This is a genomic window from Brevundimonas sp. (genome assembly GCF_035561115.1).
In the GTDB taxonomy this organism is placed as follows: domain Bacteria; phylum Pseudomonadota; class Alphaproteobacteria; order Caulobacterales; family Caulobacteraceae; genus Brevundimonas.
The window spans coordinates 1-25036 of the sequence record NZ_DATMYH010000097.1 but is presented as its reverse complement, the minus strand read 5'-3'; the positions used below and the strand labels follow the sequence as shown (position 1 = coordinate 25036).

General features: G+C 67.2%; 16 protein-coding genes. 7 read left to right on the top strand and 9 right to left on the bottom strand.

Going from position 1 to position 25036, the window contains the following annotated elements:
- Window positions 1-433: hypothetical protein (locus tag VN378_RS12765; protein WP_325743956.1), on the top strand; the 433-nt coding region annotated here is incomplete at its 5' end.
- On the opposite strand, the gene VN378_RS12760 is transcribed toward VN378_RS12765, so the two are convergent.
- The 5 genes from VN378_RS12760 to VN378_RS12740 all read right to left on the bottom strand — a co-directional run bounded on the left by VN378_RS12760 (window position 434) and on the right by VN378_RS12740 (window position 11612).
- Entirely contained in the window at window positions 434-1198 is a 765-nt protein-coding gene (locus VN378_RS12760; RefSeq protein WP_325743955.1) for an SDR family NAD(P)-dependent oxidoreductase, read from the bottom strand.
- 116 nt (window positions 1199-1314) lie between these two features.
- Window positions 1315-5511: a DNA-directed RNA polymerase subunit beta' gene (rpoC, locus tag VN378_RS12755; RefSeq protein ID WP_325743954.1), complete on the bottom strand. Its 4197-nt coding sequence runs from the start codon at window positions 5509-5511 to the stop codon at window positions 1315-1317.
- A 205-nt stretch (window positions 5512-5716) separates the two neighbouring features.
- Window positions 5717-9835 (bottom strand): DNA-directed RNA polymerase subunit beta, encoded by a 4119-nt coding sequence (gene rpoB, locus VN378_RS12750; RefSeq protein ID WP_325743953.1) that lies wholly within the window; start codon window positions 9833-9835, stop codon window positions 5717-5719.
- A 297-nt stretch (window positions 9836-10132) separates the two neighbouring features.
- On the bottom strand, window positions 10133-10798 hold the full coding sequence (locus VN378_RS12745; protein ID WP_325743952.1) for a hypothetical protein: 666 nt from the start codon (window positions 10796-10798) through the stop codon (window positions 10133-10135).
- 577 nt (window positions 10799-11375) lie between these two features.
- Window positions 11376-11612: a hypothetical protein gene (locus tag VN378_RS12740; RefSeq protein WP_325743951.1), complete on the bottom strand. Its 237-nt coding sequence runs from the start codon at window positions 11610-11612 to the stop codon at window positions 11376-11378.
- 122 nt (window positions 11613-11734) lie between these two features.
- Here VN378_RS12740 and VN378_RS12735 point away from each other — a divergent pair, with 122 nt between their 5' ends.
- Window positions 11735-12274, top strand: coding sequence for an FKBP-type peptidyl-prolyl cis-trans isomerase (locus VN378_RS12735; protein WP_325743950.1), 540 nt, complete (start codon window positions 11735-11737; stop codon window positions 12272-12274).
- Between the two features lie 2 nt (window positions 12275-12276).
- Here the strand turns inward: VN378_RS12735 and VN378_RS12730 are convergent, their stop codons facing one another.
- Window positions 12277-13194 (bottom strand): DUF2268 domain-containing putative Zn-dependent protease, encoded by a 918-nt coding sequence (locus tag VN378_RS12730; protein WP_325743949.1) that lies wholly within the window; start codon window positions 13192-13194, stop codon window positions 12277-12279.
- A gap of 199 nt (window positions 13195-13393) precedes the next feature.
- On the opposite strand from VN378_RS12730, the gene VN378_RS12725 reads away from it, so the two are divergent.
- Window positions 13394-15349 (top strand): peptidase M61, encoded by a 1956-nt coding sequence (locus VN378_RS12725; RefSeq protein WP_325743948.1) that lies wholly within the window; start codon window positions 13394-13396, stop codon window positions 15347-15349.
- Between the two features lie 17 nt (window positions 15350-15366).
- On the top strand, window positions 15367-17331 hold the full coding sequence (locus tag VN378_RS12720) for a peptidase M61 (RefSeq protein ID WP_325743947.1): 1965 nt from the start codon (window positions 15367-15369) through the stop codon (window positions 17329-17331).
- Window positions 17332-17337: 6 nt separating this feature from the next.
- On the opposite strand, the gene VN378_RS12715 is transcribed toward VN378_RS12720, so the two are convergent.
- The 3 genes from VN378_RS12715 to rplJ form a co-directional block, all read right to left on the bottom strand.
- Window positions 17338-17778 (bottom strand): hypothetical protein, encoded by a 441-nt coding sequence (locus VN378_RS12715; RefSeq protein ID WP_325743946.1) that lies wholly within the window; start codon window positions 17776-17778, stop codon window positions 17338-17340.
- Between the two features lie 154 nt (window positions 17779-17932).
- Complete coding sequence (gene rplL, locus VN378_RS12710; protein ID WP_300467827.1) at window positions 17933-18316, bottom strand: 50S ribosomal protein L7/L12; 384 nt, start codon at window positions 18314-18316, stop codon at window positions 17933-17935.
- Between the two features lie 66 nt (window positions 18317-18382).
- The gene (gene rplJ / locus VN378_RS12705) at window positions 18383-18898 is read right to left on the bottom strand and encodes a 50S ribosomal protein L10 (protein WP_325743945.1); all 516 of its coding nucleotides are present in this window, start codon (window positions 18896-18898) and stop codon (window positions 18383-18385) included.
- A 362-nt stretch (window positions 18899-19260) separates the two neighbouring features.
- Here rplJ and VN378_RS12700 point away from each other — a divergent pair, with 362 nt between their 5' ends.
- The 3 genes from VN378_RS12700 to VN378_RS12690 form a co-directional block, all read left to right on the top strand.
- A complete protein-coding gene (locus tag VN378_RS12700) occupies window positions 19261-21144 on the top strand; it encodes a DUF4153 domain-containing protein (RefSeq protein ID WP_325743944.1) in 1884 nt (627 codons plus the stop codon).
- Window positions 21145-21276: 132 nt separating this feature from the next.
- Entirely contained in the window at window positions 21277-22734 is a 1458-nt protein-coding gene (locus tag VN378_RS12695) for a sigma-54 dependent transcriptional regulator (protein ID WP_325743943.1), read from the top strand.
- Between the two features lie 209 nt (window positions 22735-22943).
- A partial coding sequence (locus VN378_RS12690) for a TonB-dependent receptor plug domain-containing protein (protein ID WP_325743942.1) occupies window positions 22944-25036 on the top strand: 2093 nt, incomplete at its 3' end.

The following is a 25036-nucleotide window of genomic DNA, read 5'->3' as shown; positions in this document are numbered from 1 at the left end:
CGCCTGGGGCGTCCGTCCCCGCACCCTCGGCGACCGCATCGGCCAGCAACTGCGGACCAGCACCCTCGGCTGCGCCTCGCCCGAAATCCTCAGCGCGGCCGAACAAATGGTCTGCAGGGACCGCTTCGGCCAGCGGGCCGCCGCCGCCCGGCCCATCGAAGGCACGGGCAACCCGGAACGCGACGCCCGCTTCGCCCGCGAGGGGGCCCGCCGCCTCGCCGAATATGAGGCCCGCCGCCGACCCCTCGCCGGCGGCAGCGGCAACGTCGGGCCCCAGGACGGGCCCGGCTCCAACTTCGGCATGGGCGTGGCCGGCGCGCACCTGGACCCATCGCTGCGTCCGGACTCGACCCGCAACGTCCGCACCCGCCGCGACGGCGACCGCGCCGCCGGCCAGCCGATGACCCCCGGCGGCGGCTTCGACCGCGACTGATCAGCCCGCGGTCCAGCCCCCGTCGACCATCACCGACCCGCCCGTCATCAGGGTGGAGGCGTCGGACGCCAGCAGCAGAAGCGCCCCGGTCAGCTCCTCCATCCGGCCCAGCCGCCCCAGCTTGATGCGGCTCAGCACGAAGTCGCGCGTCCCGGGGGTGTCGAGGATCGGCCGGGTCATGGCGGTGTCGATGAAGGTCGGGCAGATGGTGTTCACCCGCAGCCCATGCGGCGCCAGATCGATCGCCATGCAGCGGGTCAGCCCCTCCAGCCCCCATTTCGAGGCGCTGTACAGCGACCGCCCTGCCCCGCCGACATGGCCCATCTGCGACGAGACATTGATGATCGACCCGGGCCGGCCCGCCTCCAGCAGTCCCTTCGCCACCGCCTGGGCCACGAACAGGGCGGACTTCAGATTGAGGGTCAGGACCGCGTCATAGTCCTCTTCCGTCACCTCGGTGATCGGGCGGATGCGGTTCGCCCCGGCGTTGTTCAGCAGGATGTCGAACGGCCCCCGCGCCGCGATCTCGCGCCCCACAGCGGCGATGTCGGTGACGTCCAGCACAAAGGCGTCGGCCTCGAACCCGGCCTCGCGGATCGCCCGCACCCGCGCGTCGAGGTCGCCGGCGGTGCGGCCGCACAGGGTCACCGCCGCCCCCGCCTGGGCGAAGACCTCGGCCCCGGCCGCGCCGATGCCCCGTCCTCCGCCCGTCACAAGGGCGCGCTTGCCGTCGAGGCGGAAGGACGGAAGGGGGATCAGGGTCATGGCGGCTCTCCGGGCGGCCCCCAGCTTCACCATGAAAGCACCAAAAGAAAAGGGCGGCCCCGTCGCCGGGGCCGCCCTCATCACGGTTGGATTGTCATCCCGGGCTCGACCCGGGATCAGCCTTCGCTGCTCTCCAGCTCCAGCGCCAGATCGGCCGGAAGCGGCTCGATGGCCTCTTCCCGCTGCGACGTCAGTTCGGCGTCGCGTTCGTTGGCGATCTTCTGCAGGGCGCGGAGATAGGCGCCCGTGCCGGCCGGAATCAGGCGGCCGACGATGACGTTCTCCTTCAGGCCTTCCAGCGTATCGACCTTGCCGTTGACCGAGGCGTCGGTGAGGACGCGGGTGGTCTCCTGGAAGGACGCCGCCGAGATGAAGCTGCGGGTCTGCAGCGACGCCTTGGTGATGCCCAGCAGGACCGGCTGGGTGGTGGCGATACGGCCGCCGCGCTTCTCGACCTTGGCGTTCTCCAGAACGGCTTCCGCCACCTCGACCGTGTCGCCGCGGATCAGGGTGGTTTCGCCCGAGTCCAGGATCTCGACCTTCTGCAGCATCTGGCGAACGATCACCTCGATGTGCTTGTCGTTGATCGGCACGCCTTGCAGTCGGTAGACCTCCTGCACTTCGTTCACCAGGTACTCGGCCAGGGCCTCGACGCCCTGGATGCGCAGCAGGTCGTGCGGATCCGGGTTGCCGTCGATGATGTAGTCGCCCTTGTTGATCAGATCGCCGTCGTGGACGGAGATGTGCTTGCCCTTGGGGATCAGGAATTCGACCGGTTCGGCCTGGTTGCCGTCGGCGTCCGGTTCCGGCGTGATCTTGATGCGACGCTTGTTCTTGTAGTCGCGTCCGAATTCCACGCGGCCGTCCATCTCGGCGATGACCGCGCAGTCCTTGGGACGACGGGCCTCGAACAGCTCGGCCACCCGCGGCAGACCGCCGGTGATGTCGCGCGTCTTGGCGCCTTCGGTCGGGACGCGGGCGATGATCTCGCCCGGCTTGACCACATCGCCGTTGTTCACGGACAGAACCGCGCCCACCGGCAGCAGGTAACGGGCGTCGGAGCCCGAGGCCAGCTTGGCGTAGGCGTCGCCCGAGGTGACGCCCATGGCCGGACGCAGGTCGGCCCCACGCGGGCTGGCGCGCCAGTCGCTGACGACGCGCTGGGCGATGCCCGTCGCCTCGTCGGTTTCCTCGCGGACCGACAGGCCCTCGACCAGATCCTCGAACCGGATCACGCCGCCGACTTCGGTCAGGATCGGCGAGGTGTAGGGGTCCCACTCCGCCAGACGCTGGCTGCGCTTGACGTCCGAACCTTCGACCACCCGCAGACGGGCGCCGTATGGAATCTTGTGGCTCTCGCGGTCCTTGCCGTCGACCACGATGGTGACGACGACGTTGCGGCTCATGGCCACCAGATCGCCGTGCGCCGCCTTGACGGTCGGGCCCGTGATCTTGGCGACGCCGGGGTTGGTCGCCTCGTAGAACGAGGTTTCCGCCACCTGCGCCGTGCCGCCGATGTGGAAGGTCCGCATCGTCAGCTGGGTGCCGGGTTCGCCGATCGACTGGGCGGCGATGACGCCGACCGCTTCGCCGATGTTGACGTTGGTGCCGCGCGCCAGGTCACGCCCGTAGCAATAGGCGCAGATGCCGGCTTCGGCTTCGCAGGTCAGGGCCGAGCGGACCTTGACCGACTGGACGCCGGCCTGGTCGATGACCTCGACTTCTTCCTCTTGCAGATAGGTGTCCGCGGGGAACAGGACGGTGTCGCCGCCCGGCTCCTTGATGTCCTCGGCCGCGTAACGCCCCAGGACGCGTTGACCCAGCGAGACCAGCACGTCGCCGCCTTCGACCACGGCGCGCAGGGTGATGCCCCGCGTCGAGCCGCAATCGTCCTCGGTGACGATCGAGTCCTGCGCCACGTCGACCAGACGACGCGTCAGATAGCCGGAGTTGGCGGTCTTCAGCGCGGTGTCGGCCAGACCCTTGCGGGCGCCGTGGGTGGAGTTGAAGTATTCAAGGACGGTCAGGCCTTCCTTGAAGTTCGAGATGATCGGCGTTTCGATGATCTCGCCCGACGGCTTGGCCATCAGGCCCCGCATGCCGCCCAGCTGCTTCATCTGCGCCTGCGAACCCCGGGCGCCCGAGTTGGCCATCATGAACACCGAGTTGATGTCCGGCGCCTGACCCTTGGCCAGGACGCGCGGTTGCGCGATCTCGCCCATCATCGCGTCGGCGATCTTGTCCGTGGCCTTGGCCCAGGCGTCGACGACCTTGTTGTACTTCTCGCCCTTGGTGATCAGGCCGTCGGCGTACTGTTGCTCGTACTCCTCGACCTGGGTCCGGGTGGCGGCGACCAGGGTGGCCTTGGCGGCCGGGATGACGATGTCGTCCTTGCCGAAGGAGATGCCGGCCTTGGCGGCTTCACGGAAGCCCAGCTGCATCATCTGGTCGGCGAAGATGACCGTCGCCTTCTGACCGCAGTGGCGATAGACCTGATCGATCAGGTTGCCGATCTCCTTCTTGGTCAGGTTCTTCTCGAGCAGGCGGTAGCCGATGTTCGCATTGTGCGGCAGCAGCGCGCCCAGCTTCATCCGGCCCGGGGTCGTGTCGATGACCCTGGTGATGACTTCGCCGGCGGCGTTCATCTCGGTCCAGCGGGCCTTGATCTTGGTGTGCAGGCTGACCACGCCGGCGTCGAGCGCGGCATCGATCTCGCCCATGTTGGCGAACAGCTTGCCCTCGCCCTTCTCGCCTTCCTTGACCAGCGACAGGTAGTACAGGCCCAGGACGATGTCCTGCGACGGCACGATGATCGGCTTGCCGTTGGCGGGCGACAGGATGTTGTTCGTCGACATCATCAGGACGCGCGCTTCCAGCTGGGCCTCGAGGCTCAGCGGGACGTGGACGGCCATCTGGTCGCCGTCGAAGTCGGCGTTGAAGGCGGTGCAGACCAGCGGGTGCAGGCGGATGGCCTTGCCCTCGATCAGCTTGGGCTCGAACGCCTGGATGCCCAGGCGGTGAAGCGTCGGCGCGCGGTTCAGCAGGACCGGGTGCTCGCGGATGACCTCGTCGAGGATATCCCACACCTGCGGCTGCTCGCGCTCGACCATGCGCTTGGACTGTTTGACGGTGCCCGACAGGCCCTTGGCGTCAAGGCGCGCATAGATGAACGGCTTGAACAGCTCGAGCGCCATCTTCTTGGGCAGGCCGCATTCATGCAGCTTCAGCTCGGGACCCACGGTGATGACCGAACGGCCGGAATAGTCGACGCGCTTGCCCAGAAGGTTCTGGCGGAAGCGGCCCTGCTTGCCCTTCAGCATGTCGGCGAGCGACTTCAGCGGACGCTTGTTGGCGCCCGTGATCACGCGACCGCGACGGCCGTTGTCGAACAGGGCGTCGACCGATTCCTGCAGCATCCGCTTTTCGTTGCGGATGATGATGTCGGGCGCGCGCAGCTCGATCAGGCGCTTCAGGCGGTTGTTCCGGTTGATGACCCGGCGGTACAGGTCGTTCAGGTCGGAGGTCGCGAAACGGCCGCCGTCCAGCGGCACCAGCGGGCGCAGTTCCGGCGGGATCACCGGCACGACCGTCAGGATCATCCACTCGGGCTTGTTGCCGCTTTCGAGGAAGGCCTCGATCAGCTTCAGGCGCTTGGAGGCCTTCTTGGCCTTCATTTCCGAGGGGCTGTCGGCCAGTTCGCCGCGGTGCTTTTCAGCCTCGGCGTGCAGGTCGATGCCGATCAGCAGGTTGCGCACGGCCTCGGCGCCGATCTCGGCGGTGAAGCCGTCATCGCCGAACTCGTCCTGGTAGCGGTAGAACTCGTCTTCCGTCAGCAGCTGGTTCTGCTTCAGCGGGGTCAGGCCCGGCTCGGTAACGATGTAGTTCTCGAAATAGAGGACCCGCTCCACGTCCTTCAGCGCCATGTCCAGCATCAGCGAGATGCGCGACGGCAGCGACTTCAGGAACCAGATGTGGGCGACCGGGGAGGCGAGCTCGATGTGGCCCATCCGCTCGCGCCGGACGCGGGCCAGGGTGACCTCAACGCCGCACTTCTCGCAGATAATACCCTTGTATTTCATACGCTTGTACTTGCCGCACAGGCATTCGTAATCCTTGGTCGGGCCAAAGATACGGGCGCAGAACAGGCCGTCACGCTCGGGCTTGAACGTGCGGTAGTTGATGGTCTCGGGCTTCTTGATCTCGCCGAACGACCACGACCGGATCTTTTCCGGGCTGGCGAGGGCGATCTTGATCTGGTCGAAGGTCGGAGTGACCGGGACCGCGTTGAAGATGTTCAGGACTTCCTGGTTCATCTTGATTCCTTCTGCGGGGTGACCCGCGATAAATCTCAAAAGTGGAGGACGGCGACCTCGTCTCCTCCCCGTTCGCTCTTGCGAATGGGGAGGGGGACCATCCGAAGGATGGTGGAGGGGTCATGCCGCTTGCGCGAACTTCAACCCCTCCACCGCTTCGCGGTCCCCCTCCCCGTCGCTGCGCGACAGGGAGGAGACGTCAGGCTCAGCTGTTCTCCAGCTCCACGTTCAGACCCAGCGAGCGCATTTCCTTGACGAGCACGTTGAAGCTCTCGGGAATGCCCGCCTCGAAGCTGTCGTCGCCGCGGACGATGGCCTCGTAGACCTTGGTCCGGCCGGCCACGTCGTCCGACTTCACCGTCAGCATTTCCTGCAGGGTGTAGGCGGCGCCGTAGGCTTCCAGGGCCCACACCTCCATCTCGCCGAAGCGCTGGCCGCCGAACTGCGCCTTGCCGCCCAGCGGTTGCTGGGTGACGAGCGAGTACGGCCCGATGGAACGGGCGTGGATCTTGTCGTCGACCAGGTGGTGCAGCTTCAGCATGTAGATGTAGCCGACCGTGACCGGACGCTTGAACTGCTCGCCGGTCTGGCCGTCATAGACGATCGACTGGCCGGTGCGGTCCAGACCCGCCTTCTCCAGCAGTTCCTCGATGTCGTTGATGTGCGCACCGTCGAACACCGGGGTGGCGAACGGAACGCCCTTGGACAGGTTCTTCGCCAGCTCGATCAGGTCCTCTTCCGAGTCGGGAAGCGGGGTGTCCGGGCCGTAGATGCTGGTCAGGTGATCGACCAGCGCCTTCTTCTGTCCGCCCTGTTGCCAGGCTTCCAGAAGACCCTGGATCTGCTTGCCGAGACCGGCGGCGGCCCAGCCCAGGTGGGTTTCGAAGATCTGGCCGATGTTCATGCGCGAGGGCACGCCCAGCGGGTTCAGAACGACGTCCACCGAGGTGCCGTCTTCCAGGTGCGGCATGTCCTCAATCGGCAGGATCTTGGAGATGACGCCCTTGTTGCCGTGACGGCCGGCCATCTTGTCGCCGGGCTGAAGCTTGCGCTTCACGGCCACGAAGACCTTGACCATCTTCATCACGCCGGGGGGCAGTTCGTCGCCGCGCTGCAGCTTCTCGACCTTGTCCTCGAAGCGGCGGTCGAGCGCCTTGCGGGCGTCCTCGAACTGCTTCTTCATGGCTTCCAGCTCGCCCATCGCCTTCTCGTCGTCGAGGGCGATCTGCCACCACAGGCCGCGCGACAGCTCGCCCAGCTTCTCTTCCGAGACCACGCCGCGGCCCAGGCCCTTCGGACCCGAGGTGGCGTTCTTGCCGAGGATCAGCGGCTTCAGGCGGCCGTAGACGTTGCGCTCGAGGATCTTGAGCTCGTCGTCGCGGTCCTTGCCGAGGCGCTCGATTTCCGAACGCTCGATGGCGATGGCCCGCTCGTCCTTGTCGACGCCGTGGCGGTTGAAGACGCGCACGTCGACGATGGTGCCGGCGACGCCGGGCGGCAGGCGCAGGCTGGTGTCGCGGACGTCCGAAGCCTTCTCGCCGAAGATGGCGCGCAGCAGCTTCTCTTCCGGCGTCATCGGGCTCTCGCCCTTGGGCGTGACCTTGCCGCACAGGATGTCGCCCGGCTGGACCTCGGCGCCGATCGCCACGATGCCGGCCTCGTCGAGGTTGCGCAGGGCTTCCTCGCCGACGTTCGGGATGTCGCGGGTGATCTCTTCCGGCCCCAGCTTGGTGTCGCGGGCCATGACCTCGAACTCCTCGATGTGGATCGAGGTGAAGACGTCGTCGCGCACGATGCGCTCCGAGATCAGGATCGAGTCTTCGAAATTGTAGCCGTTCCACGGCATGAAGGCGACGAGGGCGTTGCGGCCCAGGGCCAGTTCGCCCAGGTCCGTCGACGGGCCGTCGGCGATCACGTCGCCGACCTTCACCTCATCGCCCACGCGCACGATCGGGCGCTGGTTGATGCAGGTCGACTGGTTGGAACGCTGGAATTTCGACAGGCGATAGATGTCGACGCCCGAACGGCCGGCGTCGAGCTCGTTGGTGGCGCGCACGACGATGCGGGTGCCGTCGATCTGTTCGACGACGCCGTCACGACGGGCGACCACGACGGCGCCGGAGTCCACGGCCACGACCGCCTCCATGCCGGTGCCGACCAGCGGCGCGTCGGACTGCACCAGCGGCACGGCCTGACGCTGCATGTTCGCGCCCATCAGGGCCCGGTTGGCGTCGTCGTTTTCCAGGAAGGGGATCAGGGCGGCGGCGACCGAAACGACCTGTTTCGGCGACACGTCCATCATGTCCACGTCGGCGCGGATCAGCAGTTGCGAGTCGCCGTTGATGCGGCCCGGAACCAGCTCCTCGACGATCATGCCGTCCTTCAGCTCGATGTTGGCCTGGGCGATCGTGTATTTCGCCTCTTCCATGGCCGAGATGTAGACCACCTCGTCCGTGGCCTTGCCGTCCTTGACGCGACGATAGGGGCTCTCGATGAAGCCATACTTGTTGACCCGCGCGTGCGTGGCCAGCGAGTTGATCAGGCCGATGTTCGGGCCTTCCGGCGTCTCGATCGGGCAGATGCGGCCGTAGTGGGTCGGGTGCACGTCGCGGACTTCGAAGCCGGCGCGCTCACGCGTCAGACCGCCCGGGCCAAGCGCCGAAAGGCGGCGCTTGTGGGTGATCTCGCTGAGCGGGTTGGTCTGGTCCATGAACTGCGACAGCTGCGACGAACCGAAGAACTCGCGCACGGCCGCGGCGGCCGGCTTGGCGTTGATCAGGTCGTGCGGCATCACCGTGTCGATATCGACCGAGGACATGCGCTCCTTGATGGCGCGCTCCATCCGCAGCAGGCCGACGCGGTACTGGTTCTCCAGCAGCTCGCCGACCGAACGGACCCGGCGGTTGCCCAGGTTGTCGATGTCGTCGATCTCGCCCTGGCCGTCCTTCAGGCCGACGAGGATCTGCAGCACGCGCAGGACGTCGTCCTTGCGCAGCACGCGGATCTCGTCCGAGACATCCGGGGTTTCCAGACGCATGTTCATCTTGACCCGGCCGACGGCGGACAGATCGTAGCGCTCGCTGTCGAAGAACAGCGAGTTGAACATGGCTTCGGCGGCTTCCGGGGTCGGCGGCTCGCCGGGACGCATGACGCGATAGACGTCGAACAGCGCGTCCTCGCGGCCGGTGTTCTTGTCGATGCGCAGGGTGTTGCGCATGTAGGCGCCGACCGTGACGTGGTCGATGTCCAGCACGTCGATGGTGGTGAAGCCGTGGCTTTCCAGCAGTTCGATGGTCGGCTGGTCCAGCTCGTCGCCGGCCTCGGCGTAGATTTCGCCGGTCTCGTAGTTCACGGCGTCGGCGGCCAGATATTTGGTCAGCAGGGCGTCGGCGGCCAGCGACAGGGCCTTGACCGTGTCGCCCAGCTTCTTGGCCTGACGGGCGCTGATCTTGGTGCCGGCCGAGGCGACGATCTCACCGGTGTCGGCGTCGACCAGGTCGAACTCGGGCTTCACCCCGCGCCAGCGTTCCGGCTTGTAGGGCGTGACCCAGCCTTCGCCGCGCTTCTCGTAGGGGACGGTCTCGTAGAAGGTCTTGAGGATTTCCTCGCCGTCCATGCCCAGACCCATCAGGAAGGTCGAGGCCGGCAGCTTCCGGCGGCGGTCGATGCGGACGTAGACGATGTCCTTGGCGTCGAACTCGAAGTCCAGCCACGAACCGCGGTACGGGATCACCCGGGCGGCGAACAGCAGCTTGCCCGAGCTGTGCGTCTTGCCCTTGTCGTGGTCGAAGAAGACGCCCGGCGAACGGTGCATCTGCGAGACGATCACCCGCTCGGTGCCGTTGACGACGAAGGTGCCCTTGTCGGTCATGAGCGGGATATCGCCCATGTAGACGTCCTGCTCCTTGATGTCCTTGACCGAGCGCGCGCCGGTCTCTTCATCCGCCTCGAACACGATCAGGCGCAGCTTGACCTTCAGCGGCGCGGCATAGGTCATGTCGCGCTGGATGCATTCCTCGACGTCGTATTTCGGGTCCTCGAACTCGTAGGAGACGTATTCCAGGATGGCGCGTTCGTTGAAGTCCTTGATCGGGAAGACCGACTTGAAGACCGCCTCGATGCCCTGGTCCTTGCGCGGACCGCTGCGCACTTCGCGCTGCAGGAACTGCTCGTAGGAGGCGCGCTGAACCTCGATCAGGTTCGGCATCTGCACCGCTTCGGGGATCCGGCCGAACGAGTGGCGGATGCGCTTCTTGCCGGTGAAGGTGGTGGCGTGGGCGAACTGGCCGTTGGCGACGGCGAGCTCAGCTTTGGACTTGGCCATTCTGTCTTCCCAATGCGCGAGCCGGGCAGCTCGCGTTCAATGCAGCAGCCACGGCTCCGCCTCTCGGGCGACCCGTGACCATCGGTTTCGGCGTCCACCCTCGGCTTGTTCAGCCAGGACGCCTGAAATGTAGAGCTCCCTTGGGAAGGAGCACGCCTTCGCTCGGTCGGAGGGCGACGGACCGGGCCTCGGCGCTTTCGCGCGCATACGGGGGGTGTGTGCGGGACCGGCACATATACTCGCTTCTTCGACGAAATAAAGGCCCTTCGTCGGAGATTCCACGTCCGAGGCGGAACGCTAGCCGCGCTCGCCGTCGTCGCCGGGCGTGGAGGGCGCGGGCGCCTGCGGGGCCGGGGTTTGCCGAGTAGTCCGGCGGTCGCTCGGGACGGGCAAACGTGGCGTCATCACATCCGCCTCGACTGTCCACCGGCACTGTTCGAGAATCCCCCGAAAGCGGTCCGACCAGTCCGCCAACGCCCCCGAGTTTGCGTTCAACGTAACCTGTATCTGAGCGCCCGTTCGCGGAGCGAACTCCAGCTCCGCCCGCTGCGAAGTGTTGGCGATCAGCGTGTACGACGACCCTCGATGGGTTCCGGCGGGTGGACCGGGATGAAGGTCCGACAGGTTGACGCCCGGAACGAACAGATAGGCGGGCGTCAGGTCCCTCATCTCGACAAGTAGGGGGGCGAACGGGCAATCGTTGGAATCCACCCACTCGACCGCACCTGACCGGAGACGGAAAACCTGAAATTTCGCGTCGCCGGGTTCCTTCCGGCGGCGCCCGCTGGTGATGGCGACTTCCCAGTGTGGATCCTCGGGCCGCGGGCCGAGCAGTTCATACGCCTCGATATGCAGCACCGCGAAAGGCGTGGAATAATACGCCGTTTCAAACTGAAACCAGCCTTGGCCGGCAAAATCCGGACCTTGGCCAAGGATAAGAAGGGCGGCAGTCGAGATCAACATGGTCACACATCCTATTCAGAACATGGCGGAAGTGGATTTGTAGAAATGGGATGCCGGGCGCCAGGATTGCCGTCACTCGCGCCACCCGGAGGATAATCTAACGAGCCGTAATCTCTGTCGCTCGCCGTGTACTGGTTTATGCCTAGATCATCCCCAGAGGGCCCCACATATGCCCCTACGATAACCAGACTTAGGTCGGGCCTTTGGCCCGTACCACCGTGATGCTCCCGCTGAAATTCCGCCTGATCAATGACAGACTGGCATGTCGCCCAGTCGCCCCCTCGCATGATGCCGTTATAATCCGTATGCGGCAATGACGGCCTCAGGAGCCTGTTCGGATCAGCACTATCATAGTATTCGTGATTGGGACCGGAGGGTCCGGCGTTATATCGGGGGTGCGTATGGATAATGGCTATAATCGAGCCATAATCGTGAACACCATTACGAAGAGGAAGTTGACTGTAATCGATCTGCGCCGTTTGGGCGGGCGATGTCGCTGGTGTCGTCCACCTCAGTTCGCCCCGCGCATTGATGTAGATTGCTGAGCCCCACTCCTTGTTCTGTGGGAAGTTCTGCATCACCTCCAGCCGCCAGCCGCCATGGCGAAGATGAGCAAGGCTTGAAGTTTGGCTTCGTCGCTCATTCCCGCGACCGGCACGCATTCTATCTTGGTAGACCCCGGATCGACCTCCTCATCGCTGCCGGGCAGCGGCCCGCCGCCTTCGGAGTCCATCCATGGCGGAACGATGTAGGAGAAGGTGATCCGTCTGGCGTCGACGACCACCTCGGTAAGCTGCGTGACGGGATCGGGCATTCTGAGTCTCCTGAGCCTCTCCGACCTCTTCATGTAAGCATGGATTGTGTAGGCGAACAACCATAACGTGCTCAGACTGAACTGGATTCCGCCCGCGCTCACGGCTATCGAGGGACATGATCATGTTCATCCGACCCGTCGCGATTTCGATCCTCGCCCTCGCCCCCCTCGCCGCCTGTGCGAGCCTGCCCCCGGGAGGCGCCGCCCGCGCCGATGCACCGGTTCAGCAGACCGGCACGCTCGACGGCTGGGCCGCCGGCAATGCGCAGTATCTGGTCGTCAACGGCGCGCGCCGCGGCTGGACCACCACCGAATCGGGCCTGCAGTACCGCCGCGTCGGCCGCGCCCGCCCGGAAGGCCGCCAGCCCTCGGGCTCGGACACGGTCAAGGTCCACTACCGCGGGACCTTCGTCGATGGCCGCGAGTTCGACAGTTCGTACAGCCGCAACGAACCGGCCGAATTCCCGCTCAACCGCGTCATCAAGGGCTGGACCGAGGGCGTCGCCCTGATGCGCGAGGGCGAAAAGTTCGAATTCGTCATCCCGGCCGCGCTCGGCTACGGCGACCGCTGGGTCGGCGGCGACGAACTGCCGCCCAGCTCGACCCTGCTGTTCACCGTCGAACTGCTGGAAGTGAAACCGGCGGCCGCCCCCGCCGCCTGAGTTCAATCCAGCACGATCCCCGGACGCCAGCCGCTGGCCGCCAGAAACGCCTTCGCGTCCGCCAGCCCGACGATCTCGCGGAACGCCGCCGCCTTGTCGGCGGCCTGCTGGTAGTAGGCCTTTGCGATCCGGTACCCGACCCAGTAGCCGAGGTCCCCGGGCGCCTCCAGGGTCGAGTTGTAGAGCCAGTCCGACAGTTCGGTCTTGTCGAGGTCCGCCGCGAACCGGGTCTCGATCTCCAGTTCGCGCCCCTCGGTCAGGGGGCCGAAATAGGCGTAGGCCGGCGCGCCCGACAGCAGTTCGGTCAGGAACTCCGCCGCCCCCTCGGCCAGCGAGATCTCCAGCACGGTGTGGGCCTGCTCCTCGGTCATCGCCGGCGACTGCTGGGTGTGCACGAATTCATGCACCAGCACCCCGACGAAGCGGTCCTCGATGTCCGGATTGATGAAGGTCGCGGCGCACAGGGCCTCCAGACCGACCTGCACTCCGTTCGCGGGACTGCCGATGGCCACCGGCCGGCCGCGCCCGACCGCCACGGTCACCGACGGAAATCTGGCCTCGGGCGAACGGCGCGCGAATTCCTTCAGCGCCGCATCGACCCGCTCGCGCACCTTCGGCAGGGTCTCCGCGCAGCGCCGGGCCTCGACATAGATCTCCGGCCGCGCCGCCATCGCCTCGGCCATCCGCACGCCCGTGACGTTGCGCACGCTGGCGAGGTGGCGAAGCCCCTCCGAGCCCGCATCCAGATAGTCGCGCTGCAGCTGGTCGGCGCCGGGCCGACCGCCGTTGGCGTCATAGAGCCGGTAGAACAGATCGACGTCGTCCGTCTGCAGGACCGGCCCTTCCTGGGCCAGGGCCGGGCTCGCAAGGGCGCCCAGCCACACGACGCCTGCAGCATAGAGACGAACAACCCTGACCATGGTGACGCTCCCCCGGATGACCGGCCTACAACAGGCCGGCCGCACCGCTTCTATCGAAAAACTCCGGCCGGAAAACCCGGACTGTGTCCGCGACGGAACCCGAAACATGACGGCGTTTTAATCCGGCGCGGGCAGGTCACGCTTGACCCCTTCGCGCGCCCGGCGTGATCTGCGCCTCCCCTCGATCCAGAGTGCCCCGATGACGCGATCCGCCGCCCGCCTGCTCGCCTCCGCCTGCGCCGCCGTCCTGCTGTTCGGGGCCGCTCCCGGACTGGCCCAGGTCGGAACGCCCGCCCTCGACCGCGTCCTCGCCCCCATCCCTGCGCCGCGCGACGTGGCCTGGCCCGGCGTCATCACGCTGGAGATGGACGCCACCGACATCGACCGCCGCATCGTCTCGGTGAAACAGACCATTCCCGTCGCCGGCCCCAGCCCGCTGATCCTGCTCTATCCCGAATGGATCCCCGGCAACCACGGTCCCGTCGGCCCGGTCGACGACCTCGGCGACCTGCGCATCACCGCCAACGGCCAGCCGCTGCGCTGGGTCCGCAACACCGCCAACACCAACGCCTACGAGGTCGAGGTCCCGGCCGGCGCGACCTCGGTCGACGTCTCCTTCAAATGGCTGACCCCCATCGATGGCGCCCAGGGCCGCATCGTCATCACCGACGAGATGCTGAACATCCAGTGGGAGAAGGCCCTGCTCTATCCCGCCGGCTACTACGCGCGTCAGATCACCTTCCAGCCGACCCTGCGCCTGCCCGCCGGCTGGCAGTACGGCACGGCCCTGGACACGCGCTCGTTCCAGAACGGCGTGGCGGCCTTCGCCCCCATCACCCTCGAGCATTTCGCCGACAGCCCGCTCTTCGCCGGCGCCCACTATCGCCAGATCGACCTCGACCCGGGCGGCCGCTCCCCCGTGCGCCTGAACATCGTCGCCGATGACGCGAAGATGCTGGCCGCCACGGACGAGCACATCGAACTGCACCGCAATCTGGTGGATCAGGCCGACCGCCTCTACGGCGCCCGGCACTACAACCACTACGACTTCCTGCTGGCCGTCAGCGACGACCTCGGCGGCATCGGGCTGGAGCATCACCGCTCGTCCGAGAACAGCGTCGACACCCGCTATTTCACCGACGCCTCGGCGACGCTGGGCGACCGCGACCTGCTGGGCCACGAATACACCCACTCCTGGAACGGCAAATGGCGCCGGCCTGCCGACCAGCTGACCCCCACCCTCAACGAGCCGCTGCAGAACTCCCTGCTGTGGGTCTATGAGGGCCAGACCCAGTACTGGGGCCTGATCCTGACCGCCCGCGCCGGCCTGATGACCAAACAGCAGGCGCTGGACGTCTTCGCCAACACGGCCGCCACCTACGCCGCCGACAACCCCGGCCGGTCGTGGCGCGCCCTGCAGGACACCACCAACGACCCGATCATCGCCCAGCGCCGGCCCCAGCCGTGGGGCAGCTTCCAGCGCAGCGAGGACTATTATCGCGAAGGGGCCATGATCTGGCTCGACGCCGACACCCTGATCCGCGAGCAGACCGACGGCCGCAAGTCGCTGGACGACTTCGCGAAAGCCTTCTTCGGCGTCCAGGACGGCAGCTGGAATCCCGCGCCCTACACCTTCGCCGACGTGACCTCGACCCTGAACGGCGTCCAGCCCAATGACTGGGCGGCCTTCCTGCGCGCCCGCCTCGACGCCGTCGGCGCGAACGCCCCCACCCCGAACGGCGGGATCGAACGCGGCGGCTACCGTCTCGTCTGGCGCGAGACCCCCAACGACTATTCGAAGGCCCTGAACAAGGAATACGAACGCGTCGACTTCCAGTATTCCCTGGGCCTCAGCCTCAATACGGCCAACCGCGTCACCGCCGTCCGCTGGGGCTCCCCCGCCTTCGACGCCGGCCTGACCTCGGGCTGGGAGGTGGTCGCCGTCAACGGCCGCGCCGCCGGCGCCGACGCGATCTCGGAGGCGATCACCGCCGCGAAGGGCAATACGACCCCGATCGAGATGATGTTGAAGAAGGGCGACCGCTTCCGCACCATCGCCTTCGACTACCACGGCGGCCTGCGCTACCCGCACCTCGAGCGGATTCCCGGGACCCCCGACCGCCTCGGCGACATCCTCGCCCCCCGCCGCCGTTGATCGTGAGGGACACGAAGATGATCCGCACCGCCGCCCTCGCCCTGCTCCTGACCTCGGCCGCCCTGCCTGCCCTCGCCCAGGTCCCGGCCTCGCAGGCCGCGACGCCCCTGCCCGTCCCCACCAGCCTGCCGCATGCCCTGCCGCCGATCCCGGCCCCGCAGGACCGCGACTATCCCGGCGTCATCGGCATCCAGGCCGACCTGACCGACCTCGACCACAAGGTCATCCGCGTGCGCCAGACGGTCCCCGTCTCCGCCGGTCCTCTGGTCCTGCAGTATCCGAAATTCATCCCCGGCAACCACGCCGACACCGGCCCGATCCAGCTGGTCTCGGGCGTCACCGTCACCGGGAACGGCCGGCGGATCGAATGGGTGCGCGACACCGTCGATCCCCACGCCTTCCACCTCGACATCCCCGCCGGCGTCAGCGAGATCCAGGTCGCCCTCGAATGGCTGACCCAGCCCGACAACGCCGTCTGGCGCGTGGTCATGACGCCCGAGATGGTCAATCTCCAGTGGGAAAAGGCCCTGCTCTATCCGGCGGGCTACAACCACAGCCGGATCACATTCGCGCCGTCGGTCAAACTGCCCGCAGGCTGGCAACAGGGTTCGGCGCTGGAGGCCACGGGCCGCGAGGGCGACGTGATCACCTTCGCCCCCATTTCGCTTGAGCATCTGGCCGACAGTCCGATGTTCGCCGGAGCCCATTTCAAGCGCGTCGATCTGGATCCCGGCGGCCGTTCGCCGGTCCACCTCAACATCGTCGCCGACAGCGCCGCCAACCTGGCTCCGACCGAGGAGCAGATCAGTAAGCTGCGGACCCTCGTGGACCAGGCGGACTATCTCTACGGCGCCCGCCACTATGACCGGTATGACTTCCTGCTGGCCCTGACCAACCGGATGGGCGGCATCGGGCTGGAGCACCACCGGTCGTCCGAGAACAGCGCCTCGCCGGGCTTCTTCACCGACGGGTTCCAGAAGAATTTCGGCACCCTGGCCCTGTTGCCGCACGAGTACAGCCACAGCTGGAACGGCAAGTTCCGCAGGCCATCCGACGAATACGTCCCCAACCTCAACGTCCCGTCCCAGAACACGCTGATGTGGGTCTACGAGGGTCAGACGGAGTACTGGGGCGAGGTGCTTACGGCGCGGTCGGGTCTGGCCTCGAAGGAAGAGCAACTCGCGGCCATCGCCGAGATCGCCGCCTTCTACGAGAACCAGCCGGGCCGCCAGTGGCGCGCCCTGCAGGACACCACCAACCACAACCTGCTGGGCTATCGCACGTCGAACCCGTGGCCGTCGTGGATGCGCGGCACCGGCGACTACTATCGCGAGGCCCTGCTGATCTGGCTGGACGCCGACACCCTGATCCGCGAGGCGACCAACAACCGCAAATCGCTCGATGACTTCGCCAGGGCTTTCTACGGCGTCGAGGACGGCGTCTGGGAGGCGCGGCCCTACACCTTCGACGACGTCGTCGCGCATCTGAACGCCGTCCATCCGCACGACTGGGCCGCCTTCCTGCGCCAGCGGCTGGACGCGGTCGGACCGGACGCCCGCGCGCCCCTTGACGGAATCGCCCGCGGCGGCTACCGCCTGACCTATGTCGACAGCCTGACTCCGGTCGAGAAGCGCGTTCAGCGCACCTGGGCGAACGATTTCCAGTATTCGCTGGGCTTCAGCCTGGGCGCAGGCAACCGCATCATGGCCGTCCGCTGGGGCGGGCCGCTGTATGAGCTCGGCATCGGCGCCGGCTGGGAGTTGGTGGCCGTCGGCGACCGTACGGCTTCGGCCGAAGCGTTGCGCGACGCCGTCACCGCCGCCAAGGGCGTGGCCGATCCGATCGTCCTGGTGGTCAAGCGCGACGAGGCGTTCCGGACCCTCAGCCTCGACTACCACGACGGCCTTCGCTACCCGCGCCTCGAGCGCATCGCCGGAACCCGCGATCGTCTGGCCGACATCCTGGCGCCGCGACGGCGCTGAGACGGCTCAGCCGCCGGAGCGATACAGATCGGTGAACGTCTGGCGGAACCGCCGGGCCTCCACGATGCGAACCTGCATGGGTCTGTCGCCGCTCCACACCAGTTCGTAGGTGACGGGGGCGCTCGCGCGGCCCTTGACCGTCAGCAAGGCCGCCGTCGCCCGGCACCTTCGCACGATGTCGTCGCCGAAGGTCTCCGATACCAGTTCGCCCTCCTCGAGGGGGAAGCCCATCAGACCCGGCATCGGCTCCGACGTCTGGCGAAGAAGCGCCAGCCCCATGGCTTGTTCGATAAAGGGATCGACGCATCTCGCGTCACCCTTGTTTCCGGTCCCGGGCGCCGCCGCGGTCGGAGTCGCCGCGATCCGGCCGGTCGCCTGATCTGTTCGATCCTCGCATGCCGAACAGACCATCAACGCGGCGGCCGCGATCAACCCCCGGTATGACATTCGACTCTCCGTGATGCGACCAAGCCGGCTTGGAACAGGTCTAGCGCCGAAACGGGCAAAGAAAAACGGGCCGGGGATCGCTCCCCGGCCCGTTCATTTTCAGCGAACCGCCCTCAAGTAGCCCGAAGGGCGGTAGGGCCAAATCAAGGTCTGCTTACTTGATCTGGACCTTGGCGCCGGCTTCCGTCAGCTTCTTGGCGACTTCGTCGGCGTTCTGCTTGGAGACGTTCTCGACGACGTTCTGCGGAGCGCCTTCGACCAGGTCCTTGGCTTCCTTCAGACCCAGGTCCGAACGCACGCCGCGGACTTCCTTGATGACGTTGATCTTCTTGTCGCCGCCGTCCAGCAGGACGACGGTGAACTCGGTCTGCTCTTCAGCAGCTTCGGCCGGAGCCGCGCCGCCGCCGGCGGGCATGGCCATGGCGACCGGAGCAGCGGCGCTGACGCCCCACTTCTCTTCCAGCAGCTTGGACAGTTCGGCGGCTTCCAGAACGGTCAGTTTCGACAGGTCTTCAACGATTTTGGCGAGATCGGCCATGTGAGTTTTCCTTCGGAGGAGTTGTTGTCAGAGAGAGTTTTGCAGAGATGAAAGAGGCGGTTCCGCTTACGCGGCGTCCTTGGCGGCGTAAGCGCTGAACACGCGGGCCAGTTGGGAAGCCGGGGCTTGCACGACGCCGGCGATCTTGGTCGCGGGCGCATTGAGCAGGCCGAGCAGCGAAGCGCGGATCTGGTCCAGCGACGGCAGTTTGGAGAGAACCTCCACGCCCTTCGCGTCCAGAACCTTCTCACCCATGAAGCCGCCCAGGACGACGAACTTGTCGTTGGCCTTGGCGTATTCAGCGGTGATCTTGGCGGCCGTCACCGCGTCGTCGGCATAGGCGATGCCCACGGGACCCTTGAACAGGCCGTGGTAGTCGCTGCCTTCTTCGGCTTCGAGCGCCTTGAGCGCCAGGCGGTTCTTGACCACCTTGAACGTGCCGCCTTCCTTGCGAAGGCGTCCACGCAGGTCTTCCATGTCCGCAACGGTCAGACCCAGGTTGTGGGTCACGACCACGGCGCCCGCGTCGGCGAAGACGCCCTTGAGCGTCTCGATCGACTCGGCTTTTTGTGCGCGGTCCATTGCGGTCTCCAGTCTGGTATTCGCCGCCGGGCTTATTCCCGACGACGGATTTGGCTCAAGCGCGCCGCATCGCTGCGAAGCGTTCAGGCCGGTCGTAATGTCCGAAGGAAGCTCGAACCCCGTGCCCCCGGAAACCGGGTGACGATGGCCGTCTGCATCCCCATCTCCCCACGGCGTCAGAGGGCTCTCTGACATTTACGGCCTGGGTGACCCCCACGCCCCGAAGTTCTCGGACAGGACCGCCGCGGCCGAAGCTGCGACGGAGAAGGCGCGCTCTATACACGGATATCGGCCGAACTCAAGCGGGCACTATGCAGGCGGGATGAAACGGGGTCACATCCCGGCTTCGAGGGGAAGCGACCATGACCGAGACCACCGAAGCAACCGGCCGCAACAGCCTGGGCGGCGCGACATCCCCCATGCTGGGCCCGATCCGGCTGGGGATCGGCCTGTTGCAGGGGCTCGGCCTGTTCTGGCTGCACCGGGCCTCGGACGGCGTGGCGAGCTGGCCCGCGACCCAGCCCCTGCTGTTCGGCCCGCTGCTGCTGGTCATCGGCTTCCTGCCGGTCATGCTGCTTGCCGGCGTCGGGCGCCTGCGCATGACGACGCTGGTCATCTGGTCCGTCGTCGCCGGCGTCGTCCTGGCCCTGCTCGGCCTGCACGACATCGCCCGCCAGAGCGCCGACACCCTGCAGGGGCCACCCTTCCTGTCGCCGCCGGTGATCCTGTTCTCCGCCGCCGCCCTGTTCATCGCCCATCATCTGGTGGCCCCGGCAGACACGGAGCGGCGGCGGATCGCCAGCTACCCGGCCTATTTCGACACCGCGACCAAGTCGCTGGTGCAACTGGCCCTGTCGATCGGCTTCACCGGCGCCTTCTGGGCCTTGCTGCATCTCGGCGCGGCCCTGTTCCGGATCATCGGCCTCGACTTCCTCGAGGACCTGCTCCGCAAGGACTGGTTCTACATCCCCGTCAGCTTCGTGGTCTTCGCTGTCGCCGTGCACCTGACCGATGTCCGTGACGGCCTGATCCGGGGCGTCCGCACCGTGGGCCTGATGCTGCTGTCCTGGCTGCTGCTGGTCATCACGGTGCTGGTCGCCGGCTTCGTCGTCGCCCTGCCCTTCACCGGGCTGCAGGGCCTGTGGGAGACCGGCAGCGCCACCGCCCTGGTCCTGTCGGCCGCCGCCGCCCTGATCATCCTCATCAACGCCGCCTATCAGGACGGCCGCCCCGACAACCGGCCGCCCGCGGTCCTGCGGGTCGCGGTGCGCATCGCCGCCGTCCTGATCGCGCCTCTGATCGTCATCGCCTTCTGGGGCCTGGCCCTGCGCGTCGGCCAGTACGGCCTGACACCCGACAGAATCATCGCCGCCGCCTGCGCCCTCGTCGGCACCGCCTTCGCCGCCGGCTACGGCTGGGCCGCGCTCAGCCCGTTCTGGCGCAAAGGCGACTGGATGCGGCCGCTGGAGCGCACCACGATCTGGACATCGGTCCTCGCCCTCGCCCTGATCCTCGCCCTGTTCAGCCCCCTGCTCGACCCGGCCCGCTTGTCTGTCGCCGACCAGGTGGCGCGCCTGGAGCGCGGCGCGGTGACGCCGGAGAAGTTCGACTACCATTTCCTCCGCTTCGAAAGCGGCAAGGCCGGACAAGCGGCGCTTGAGCGCCTGACGCATTCCGACAGCGCCGACATCGCCGCCCGGGCGAGGACGGCCAGGGCGAGCCAGAATCGCTACGATTCCGAGGTGATAACCCCGGACGGGCCTCGCACGCGGATCGAACCCGCAGCCGCGGACATCCGCATCCACGCCAACCCCGCGGGGGCCGTCCTGCCGACCTCCTTCACTCAGCAATATGGTCGGCTGAGGGAGATTCTCAGCGGCTGTCACGAGGGGTCCGTGTGCGAGGCGCGCATACTCGACCTCGACCGCGACGGCGCGCACGAGGTGCTGGTGGCCGACGAGACATCCGTGTCGGTCTTCAAACTGGAAGCGGACGGACGCTGGTTCGAGTGGGCCGAATACACGCCGCCCCTGTGCGCGGATGAATCGAAGGACGTGCGGCGCGCCTTTGGCGCCGGCCGGTTCGAGACCGCCCCGCCCGTCTTCCCTGATCTGTTGGTCGACGGAGTCCGCCTGCGCCATGTGGAGGGCGAACCGGAATGCCCGGCGGAGCCTGATCTGCCGGAACCGGCGGAACCACGCGTGGTGGCTGAAGGAGAACCGCGCGGGCGGTTGACCCATTTCTGACGCCCGTTAACCCTGCGCTCACCCTGCCCCCCAACCCGATCTTCACCTTGTGAGGGTTAAAACGTCCCGGAATGAGCCAGTCCCGCTTCAACGAGGAGCGGCCGCAATCGTGATGTTGAAGGGGCCGAACCCATGGCGAAGACCGTACTCGTGGTCGACGACGATCCGACCCAGCGCCGCCTCGCCCAGGCCGTGCTGGAGCGCGAAGGCTACGCCGTCGTCCACGCCGAATCCGGCGGCGAGGCCATCGACCGCCTGACCAAGGGCGGCGGCGCCGACGTCGTTCTGCTGGACATGGTCATGCCGGGCATGAGCGGCATGGAGGCCCTGGCCGAGATCCGCACCGCGGGCGTCGCCACCCCCGTCATCGTCCTGACCGCCTCGGGCGGGGTCGACGCCGTGGTCAAGGCCATGCAGGCCGGGGCCCAGGACTTCTTCGTCAAGCCGGTCTCGGCCGAGCGCCTGCTGGTCGGCGTCTCCAACGCCCTGCAGATGACGCGCCTCACCGCCGAGGTCGGCCGTCTGAAGAAACACGTCACCGGCCGCACCTCCTTCGACGACCTGGTCGGCCAGTCCGCGCCCATGCGCATGGTCAAGTCGCTAGGCGTCCGCGCCGCCAAATCCTCCATCCCGGTGCTGATCACCGGCGAGAGCGGCGTCGGCAAGGAAGTCATCGCCCGCGCCCTGCACGGCGCCTCCGAGCGCGCCGGCAAGCCGTTCGTCGCGGTCAACTGCGGCGCCCTGCCCTCGAACCTGATCGAATCCATCCTGTTCGGACATGAGAAGGGGGCCTTCACCGGCGCCCACGACAAACACCTGGGCAAGTTCATGGAGGCCAACGGCGGCACCCTGTTCCTGGACGAGATCGGCGAACTGCCGCTGGACATGCAGGTCAAGCTGCTGCGCGCCCTGCAGGAGGGCGAGATCGATCCCGTCGGCGCCAAGCGGTCGGTCAAGGTCGACGTCCGCATCGTCTCGGCCACCAACCGCGACCCGGCCCGGCAGGTGCGCGAGGGCGCCTTCCGCGAGGATCTGTTCTATCGCCTGAACGTCTTCCCGATCGAGGCCCCGTCCCTGCGCGAACGCCGCGAGGACATCCCCGCCCTGGTCGATCACTTCGTCGCCCGCTTCAACGTCGAGGAGGGCAAGCGCATCGCCGGCTGTTCGGGCGAGACCCTGGCCCTGCTGTGCGCCTTCGACTGGCCCGGCAATGTCCGCCAGCTGGAAAACGCCGTCTATCGCGCCATCGTCCTGGCCGATGCGCCCTTCCTGCAGCCGCACGACTTCCCCGCCATCTCCGGCCGGGCGACGCCGCTGGTCGAGGAGGACGAAGCGGATCCCGCGAACGCCGGGATCGGGATGGGCGACATCGATCTGCCGCCCCTGCCCGACACGCCCATCCGCATACTCGACGAGCGCGGTCACCTGCGCACCCTTGACGAGATCGAGCGCGATCTGATCCAGCACGCCATCGAGGTCTACGCCGGCCACATGTCGGAGATCGCACGCCGGCTCGGCATTGGCCGCTCGACCCTGTACCGCAAGGTGCGCGAACAGGGTCTGGAAGGCAGCCTCAGGGAAGCCGGCTAGGAGCCCTTGGCGGCGCCTCGGGGCGCCGCAATCCGGCGACGCCTTCGCAAAGCCCGAAGTCTGACCAAAAGTTCATTGGTCAGACTTCGCCTGAACCCCGATGACGAGTGGCTGCGCGCACCCGCAACCTTTGGTTTCCCCGTTGAAACGCGACGGAAACATTGCCGGGCGACGTTCCAGCTTCGTCGTCCTCCCCGAAGGCCCATCGCATGCTTCTCGTCACCACCGCCCTGTCCGGACTGATGGCCGGGGCGATCCAGGCCGCACCGCCGCAGCAGACCCCGCAAACGCCGCCGTCGACCCCTCCCGTAGCGACGACGCCGGCCGGGACCACGAATGACGGCGCCTACGACCTGGGGACTGTGGTGACGACGGGCTCCCGCCCTCGCGGCAGCGTCAATTCGGACATTCCGCCCGACGTCACCCTGACCGCGGAACAGATCCAGGCCTACGGCGCCTCCAACATCGCCGAGCTGCTGACCTATCTGGAACCGCTCACCCGCAGCTCACGCGGACGCGCCGACGGCCAGCCGGTGATGCTGGTCAACGGCCGCCGCATTTCCGGCTTCCAGGAAATCCAGGGCATTCCGAGCGAGGCCATCGAGCGCGTGGATATCCTGCCCGAGGAAGTCGCCCTGGAATACGGCTACCGCGCCGACCAGCGGGTCGTGAACTTCGTGCTCAAGGCCAACTTCAACTCCATCACCGGCGAGCTGACCGGCCGCGCCCCGACCCAGGGCGGCCGCAGCACCGCCGAGATCGAGGGCAATGTCCTGCGCATCGCCGGGGCCACCCGCTGGTCGATGGACGCCGAATACGAGCGCTCGACCCCGCTGTATGAATCCGAGCGCGACATCGAGCGCGACCCCGGCCCGACCCCCTTCGAGCCCGTCGCCGACATCGGCGAATATCGCACCCTGCTGTCCGCCAGCGAGCGCACCACCGTGCGCGGCACCATGAAGCGCGACATCAACGGCACGACCCAGGGCACCATCAGCGGCAACCTGCAGAACGTCACCAGCCGCAGCTTCAACGGCCTGCCCGGCGTCGTCCTGACCCTGCCGGACGGCAATCCCTTCTCGACCTCCCCCGATGACGAACTGGTCTATCGCTACATCAACGCCGCCAACGCCCTCGGCCGCGAGACCGACACCCTGACCGGCCGGATCGCCGGCGTGCTGGACGGCTACATCGGCGACGACTGGCGCTGGACCCTGACCGGCTCCTGGGACCGGGTCGAGACCGACACCCTCACCGGCCGCGGCTTCGGCGTGACCCCGTTCCAGACCCGGCTGAACGCCAACGACCCGGCCGCCGACCCCTTCGCCGACCTGGACCCGGCCGACTTCACCCGCCTGCCGAACGACACCGCCAACTCCGTCTCCCAGGTGCTCAGCGCCGAGGCCGTGCTGAACGGCGACGTGTTCGATCTGCCCGCCGGCGGCATCTCCTCGACCTTCACCTTCGGCGCCGACACCCGCTCGCTGGATTCGACCAGCGTCCGCCAGGGCGTGACCACCGAGCGCTCGCAGTCGCGCGACCGCTTCAACGGCCAGGCCAGTTTCGGCATTCCCATCGCCAGCCGCCGCACCGGCGTCTTCCCCGCCCTCGGCGACCTGTCGGCCAATTTCAACATCGGCTATGAGGAGCTGTCGGACTTCGGCGGCCTGTCCACCCTCGGCTTCGGCGTCAACTGGTCGCCGATCGAGCCCCTGTCCCTGCTGGTCAGCTACACCGATGAGCACGGCGCTCCGACCATCTCCCAGCTGAACGACCCCACCATCTCGACCCCCAACACGCCCGTGTTCGACTTCGCCACCGGCCAGACGGTGCTCGTCACCCGCATCGACGGCGGCAATCCGAACCTGAACTCGGACAACCGCACGGTCTGGAAGCTTGGCGCCACGCTCAAGCCCTGGTCCGAAACCGATTTCCGCATCCAGTCGACCTGGACATACAGCCTGACGGAAGACGCCATCGCCGCCTTCCCGACCCTGACCCCCGACCTCGAGGCCGCCCTGCCCGGACGGTTCGTCCGCGACGTCGGCGGCAATCTGGTCTCCTTCGACGCCCGGCCGCTGAATTTCGAACGCTTCGAGCGTCAGGACATCCGGACCGGCTTCAACTATTCCCGCGCCTTCGGCACACCCAATCCGGCCGCGGCCGGCCTGCCCGGCACGCCCGGCAGCGCCCGTCCGCCGGTGACGGGCGCGCCCATGGTCATCCGCCAGGGCGGCGACGGCCCTCCGGGCGGCGGCGCGCCCCGCGGCGAGGCCGGCGGCGGACCCCAGGTCCGCATGGG

Excerpts from the sequence above, each read along its gene's own strand:
- rplJ (WP_325743945.1), bottom strand. The coding sequence starts at position 18,898 with ATGGACCGCGCACAAAAAGCCGAGTCGATCGAGACGCTCAAGGGCGTC.
- VN378_RS12695 (WP_325743943.1), top strand. The coding sequence starts at position 21,277 with ATGGCGAAGACCGTACTCGTGGTCGACGACGATCCGACCCAGCGCCGC.
- VN378_RS12720 (WP_325743947.1), top strand. The coding sequence starts at position 15,367 with ATGATCCGCACCGCCGCCCTCGCCCTGCTCCTGACCTCGGCCGCCCTG.
- VN378_RS12760 (WP_325743955.1), bottom strand. The coding sequence starts at position 1,198 with ATGACCCTGATCCCCCTTCCGTCCTTCCGCCTCGACGGCAAGCGCGCC.
- VN378_RS12700 (WP_325743944.1), top strand. The coding sequence starts at position 19,261 with ATGACCGAGACCACCGAAGCAACCGGCCGCAACAGCCTGGGCGGCGCG.
- VN378_RS12735 (WP_325743950.1), top strand. The coding sequence starts at position 11,735 with ATGTTCATCCGACCCGTCGCGATTTCGATCCTCGCCCTCGCCCCCCTC.
- VN378_RS12725 (WP_325743948.1), top strand. The coding sequence starts at position 13,394 with ATGACGCGATCCGCCGCCCGCCTGCTCGCCTCCGCCTGCGCCGCCGTC.
- VN378_RS12745 (WP_325743952.1), bottom strand. The coding sequence starts at position 10,798 with ATGTTGATCTCGACTGCCGCCCTTCTTATCCTTGGCCAAGGTCCGGAT.
- rpoC (WP_325743954.1), bottom strand. The coding sequence starts at position 5,511 with ATGAACCAGGAAGTCCTGAACATCTTCAACGCGGTCCCGGTCACTCCG.
- VN378_RS12740 (WP_325743951.1), bottom strand. The coding sequence starts at position 11,612 with ATGCCCGATCCCGTCACGCAGCTTACCGAGGTGGTCGTCGACGCCAGA.
- VN378_RS12730 (WP_325743949.1), bottom strand. The coding sequence starts at position 13,194 with ATGGTCAGGGTTGTTCGTCTCTATGCTGCAGGCGTCGTGTGGCTGGGC.
- VN378_RS12715 (WP_325743946.1), bottom strand. The coding sequence starts at position 17,778 with ATGTCATACCGGGGGTTGATCGCGGCCGCCGCGTTGATGGTCTGTTCG.
- rpoB (WP_325743953.1), bottom strand. The coding sequence starts at position 9,835 with ATGGCCAAGTCCAAAGCTGAGCTCGCCGTCGCCAACGGCCAGTTCGCC.
- rplL (WP_300467827.1), bottom strand. The coding sequence starts at position 18,316 with ATGGCCGATCTCGCCAAAATCGTTGAAGACCTGTCGAAACTGACCGTT.